Genomic DNA, 4,390 nt, shown 5'->3' with positions numbered 1-4,390 from the left:
AAGCTCAAGGTGCCGGTGGCCAGCGGCGCGCTGTTGGCGACGACGGGCGGGCCGGCCGGCGTGGGCGCGGCGAGCATGGCGCCCGCCGCGTTCAGCGGGTAGCCGTCGGCCGTGGCGTAGACGCTCCAGGCGTTGGGGCCGGTCTTCACGAAGAAGGTCGCCACCTCATGGGAGTTGCCCAGCGAGTCGTAGACCTTGACCGGGTTGGAATAGCTGTAGGTGGACGAGTTGTTGGCGTCGAAAGGCGTGGCGACGGGAACCGTGCTGCGCGAATCGAGGTTGTACTGCGACACGATGCTTTGTGTGGCCTTGGGCGCCATGGCCGCGGTGGGCAGCTGCAGCGGGCCCGGGGTTCCGCCGGCCACCGTGCCGTTGGCCGAGAGCTGGTAGCCGGTCAGGCGCAGGCCGCCCGCGTTGACGATGAAGCCGTCTGCGTCCTGATCGAACTGGCCGTTGCGCGAATACATGATCTCCCCGCTGGGGCTGGCCATGCGGAAGAAACCGTCGCCGTTGACGATGGCGACGTCCAGCCCGCGTGTGCTGCTCTGCACCGCGCCCGCGCTGAAGTTCTGCACTACGGCGGCGACCCGCGTGCCCAGGCCGACGCGGGAGCCCGCGTAGACATCGGAGAACAGCGTGTTACCCGACTTGAAACCCACCGTGCCGGAGTTGGCGATGTTGTTGCCGATGACGTCGAGATTGCTGGCGGAGGCGTTCAGGCCACTCACCCCTTGTGCGAAACCCATGGTGTTTCCTTTTTGTTCGGTTGATTGCTTGCTTGATTGCTTGCTTGATTGCTTGCGGGCGGTTGAAGGTAAAAGTCAAAGGGGCGGCTGCGCCCGGATCAAAAAAAATCGGTGGCAGGAATCCAGAAAAAATCAGAGCACCTGGCGGACTTCGTCCAGCCCGGCCTTGCGGCCCGCGCCCAGGTCCAGCGAGGCGCCGCCGTAGACCTGCGCGACGCTCGCCACCTTGGCGTAGGTCAGCGCCAGGGACTGCACGTCTTCCTTGCCGGCCTTGGCCGTCACGCTGAGGGTGTAGGCGCCGTCCGGCGCGGCGGCGCCGGTGCCGGTCTTGCCGTCCCAGTCGACCATCTTCACGCCGGGCGGCAACGCGCCCAGGTCGAAAGTGCGCACGGTCTCGCCGGCGGCGTTCTTCACGCTGACGGTCACCGAGTCGGCGGCGCCGGCCAGGTCGATGCCGAACTTCTCCGGGACGCCGTCCTTGAGCGCCACGTCCTTGCCAGGAACCAGCACGGTGCGGCCGATCAGCGCGGCCGACTGCAGCACCTGGCTGGAGCCGCTTTGCGCGAGCAGCGATTGCACCGCGCCGTTGAGTTTTTCGATGCCGCTGACGGTGCTCATCTGCGCGAGCTGCGAGGTCAGCTGGGCGTTATCCAGCGGGTTCAGCGGGTCCTGGTTGTTCAGCTGCGTGACCAGCAGCTTGAGGAAGCGCTGCTCGCTGTCTGCGGCGGAGCCCTGCTGGGATGTCAGCTTGTTCAGCGCGTTGGCGGCGTCGGATGCGGCGGGGGCGTTCACGGCCATCAATCTTCTCCTGTGTGTGGAATGCGGTGCGTGGCGCTTACTGGCCGACGGTCAGGGTCTTGAGCATCAGCGTCTTGGCGGTGTTGAGCACCTCGACGTTGGCCTGGTAGGAACGCGAGGCCGAGATCATGTTGACCATCTCCTCCACCGGGTTCACGTTGGGCATGGACACATAACCTTCCGCATTGGCCGCGGGATTCTTCGGGTCGTGCACCATGCGAAAGGGGGACTGGTCCTCGATCACGCGCGAGACGCGCACGCCGCCTATCGCATCGCCTGGCACGGGCATGGTCTCGAACACCACCTGGCGCGCCCGGTAGGGCTGGCCGTCGGGGCCGGCGACGCTGTCGGCATTGGCCATGTTGCTGGCCGCCACGTTCATGCGCTGGGATTGCGCCGTCATGGCGGAACCGGCGATCGCGAAGATGCCGCTGGAGCTGTTGAAATCCGCCATGGCTTTGACCTTTTTCTTGTGTGTGAGTGAGAGGGAGCGGCTTACTGGGCCGCCGCCAGCAGCGACTTGATCTTGGCGTCCAGCAGCGTGAGGTTGGCTTCGTAGCGCATGGCGTTGTCGGCGAAGTTGACACGCTCCATGTCCATCTCTACCGTGTTGCCGTCGATGCTGGACTGCGCGGGCGTGCGGTACAGCAGCTCGCCCTCGCCGGAGGCATGCGCCTCGCCGGGCAGATGGCGCGCCGAGGTGGTCGACATCGTCATCGACATGGACTGGCGGCCGCGCTCCACCGCCTCCGTGAGGCGGCTGCTGAAGTCGAAGTCGCGCGCCTTGTAGTTGGGCGTGTCCRCGTTCGCGATGTTGGCCGACAGCACTTCCTGCCGCCGCGCCCTGAGGCTCAGCGCCTCCTGGTGGAAGCGCAGTGCCGAATCCAGTTTGTCCATCATGTCCGTTTCTCCGTCGTTGCGGCGCACGCATCAAGCGCGGTGCCGCCTTTGAGCAAAATTGTAGGAAGGCCCCGCTTTCGCAATCTGCGGAACAGACGGCGTTTCATCGCCCAATTCAGAGCTTCCGGCGTATCGCAGAGGCATGCATTCCAAGTTACGCATTGCACTCCCGATGGGTGTTTTTCAATCGCATGAACAACAGGTGGATTGCCGCGCACTTCAAGCCTTGGGCAGCGCTGCCGATTCCTAGAATCAAGGCAAGCCATTCAAAGACCTCACCAAGATGCCCGTGCCCACCACACTGCCGACACGGTTCGCGACCTGCCTCGCCCTGGTGCTCGCAAGCCTTGCCGCATTCAGCCTGCCGGCGCAGGCCGCGGGCCCGCACCCGGCGCCCCTGGCCGGCGACGCGCGCCCCGTGATCGAGAACTTCTTGCAGCAGCAGGCCGCGGGCCTGCCGGGCCGCGTGGTGATCACCATAGACACGCCGATGTCCGGCGCGCTACCGCCCTGCGATGCGCTCGAGCCCTTTCTGCCCGGCGGCGCGCGGCTCTGGGGCCGGGTGTCGGTCGGCGTGCGCTGCAGTGCGGGCCAGCCCTGGACACGTTATGTGCCGGCTTACGTCGCCGTGCACGGCAATTACTACGTCGCGGCCAGGCCCCTCAGCGCGGGGCAAGTGCTCACGCCGGCCGACGCCGCCGTGCGCGAAGGCGACCTCACGGCCCTGCCGCGCGGCGTGGTCGTGGAGGCCGCCCAGTTCGACGGCGTCACGGCCCTGAACAGCATCGCCTCGGGCGCGCCGCTGCGGCGTGAATCGCTGCGCGCCGCCATCGCGGTGCAGCAGGGCCAGAACGTGCGCCTGCGCACGCGCGGCGCCGGTTTTACCGTCAGCACCGAAGGCAAGGCCATGGCCAGCGCGGCGGCCGGGGCCCTGGTCCAGGTCAAGACGGCCGGCGGCCAGCTGGTCAGCGGCATCGCCCTGGCCGACGGCACGGTGGAACGGGTCCACTGAATTTCCGCTGTTTTTTTCAAATGAACCCTGTGCGCGACCTGCTGGCTGAAGAGAAAAAATGAGCGGCGCCCTGCTCAACCTGCTGCACCGGGAGCATGCCGCGACAGGCCTGTTCCTTGAACTGCTGGTGCAGGAAGCCCAGGCCATGACCGAAGGCGCGTTCGCCGAACTGCCCGGGCTGGCCGAGCGCAAGTCCCACCTGGCCGACCAGATCACCCTGATAGGGCGGCGGCGCGAGGCGCAGCAGCTGGCCCTGGGTTACGGCCCCGGGCGCAGCGGCGCCGATGCCGCGGCGGCCGCCGGCGATGCCGCGCTCAAAAGCGCCTGGCAGCAGGTGCTGGCGCGCGCGGCCGAAGCCCATGCACTGAATCACCGCAACGGCGTGATGGTCCACACCCACCTGGACTTCACGCGCCAGACCCTGAATTTCCTCAAGGCCGGCGGCCAGCCGCTGTATGGGCCGGATGGGACGCACCAGTCGGGTGGTAGTGGCAACCGGCTCGCGGTCGGCTGAACCGCTATTGCTTCATCCCCGCTGGGGAAGGGATAAGCCGGTCTTGCTCCGGCGGGGCGCTCTCCTCTGAGGGTTGCTGGCCGGGTTGCCGGCAGCAAGTAACTTTCTTTTGCTTCGCCAAAAGAAAGTCACCAAAGAAAAGGCGACCCGCAGTCTGGGTCCCTACGCTTCGCTWCGGGCAACCTGCGGTGCTCGAGCCAAGCGGGGTCCGGCTAAACTCGCCTTCGGCTCARACAACGCCGGCCCTGATCCGCTTGTCTCTGMGCTCCTCGGCCCAGCCAGGACGGGGCAATCGGGAGCGGGGACAAGAYAGAAAGACAAAGAAGATAAATACMAACAAGGACTCGCCGTGGCGAGTCCTTGTTTCTTAGGTATTGGTATTCCTTCCCCACCCCTTGTGGATGCGCCGAGGAGCGGAGG

General features: G+C 66.3%; 6 protein-coding genes. 2 read left to right on the top strand and 4 right to left on the bottom strand.

The window, feature by feature from the left end; genetic code table 11:
• From AC1D0P_RS23140 to flgB, 4 genes are all read right to left on the bottom strand, one after another.
• Positions 1-746, bottom strand: a 746-nt coding sequence (locus AC1D0P_RS23140) for a flagellar hook protein FlgE (RefSeq protein ID WP_477678886.1), incomplete at its 3' end; no start/stop codon positions are given.
• 132 nt (positions 747-878) lie between these two features.
• Positions 879-1,544, bottom strand: a complete 666-nt coding sequence (locus AC1D0P_RS23135; RefSeq protein WP_477652258.1) for a flagellar hook assembly protein FlgD — start codon at positions 1,542-1,544, stop codon at positions 879-881.
• Positions 1,545-1,581: 37 nt separating this feature from the next.
• On the bottom strand, positions 1,582-1,998 hold the full coding sequence (flgC, locus tag AC1D0P_RS23130; protein WP_477678885.1) for a flagellar basal body rod protein FlgC: 417 nt from the start codon (positions 1,996-1,998) through the stop codon (positions 1,582-1,584).
• 41 nt (positions 1,999-2,039) lie between these two features.
• The gene (gene flgB / locus AC1D0P_RS23125; protein ID WP_477678884.1) at positions 2,040-2,444 is read right to left on the bottom strand and encodes a flagellar basal body rod protein FlgB; all 405 of its coding nucleotides are present in this window, start codon (positions 2,442-2,444) and stop codon (positions 2,040-2,042) included.
• Between the two features lie 289 nt (positions 2,445-2,733).
• On the opposite strand from flgB, the gene flgA reads away from it, so the two are divergent.
• Both flgA and AC1D0P_RS23115 read left to right on the top strand, forming a co-directional pair.
• Positions 2,734-3,456 (top strand): flagellar basal body P-ring formation chaperone FlgA, encoded by a 723-nt coding sequence (gene flgA, locus AC1D0P_RS23120; RefSeq protein ID WP_477678883.1) that lies wholly within the window; start codon positions 2,734-2,736, stop codon positions 3,454-3,456.
• 58 nt (positions 3,457-3,514) lie between these two features.
• Positions 3,515-3,970 carry a flagella synthesis protein FlgN gene (locus tag AC1D0P_RS23115; RefSeq protein ID WP_477678882.1) on the top strand — a complete coding sequence of 152 codons (456 nt, stop codon included), beginning with the start codon at positions 3,515-3,517 and terminating at the stop codon, positions 3,968-3,970.
• Positions 3,971-4,390: the final 420 nt, after the last annotated feature.

Source organism: Polaromonas sp. P1_G2 (genome assembly GCF_056405515.1).
The sequence above is the reverse complement of the archived record's forward strand: the minus strand, read 5'-3'. Positions and strand labels throughout refer to the sequence as shown.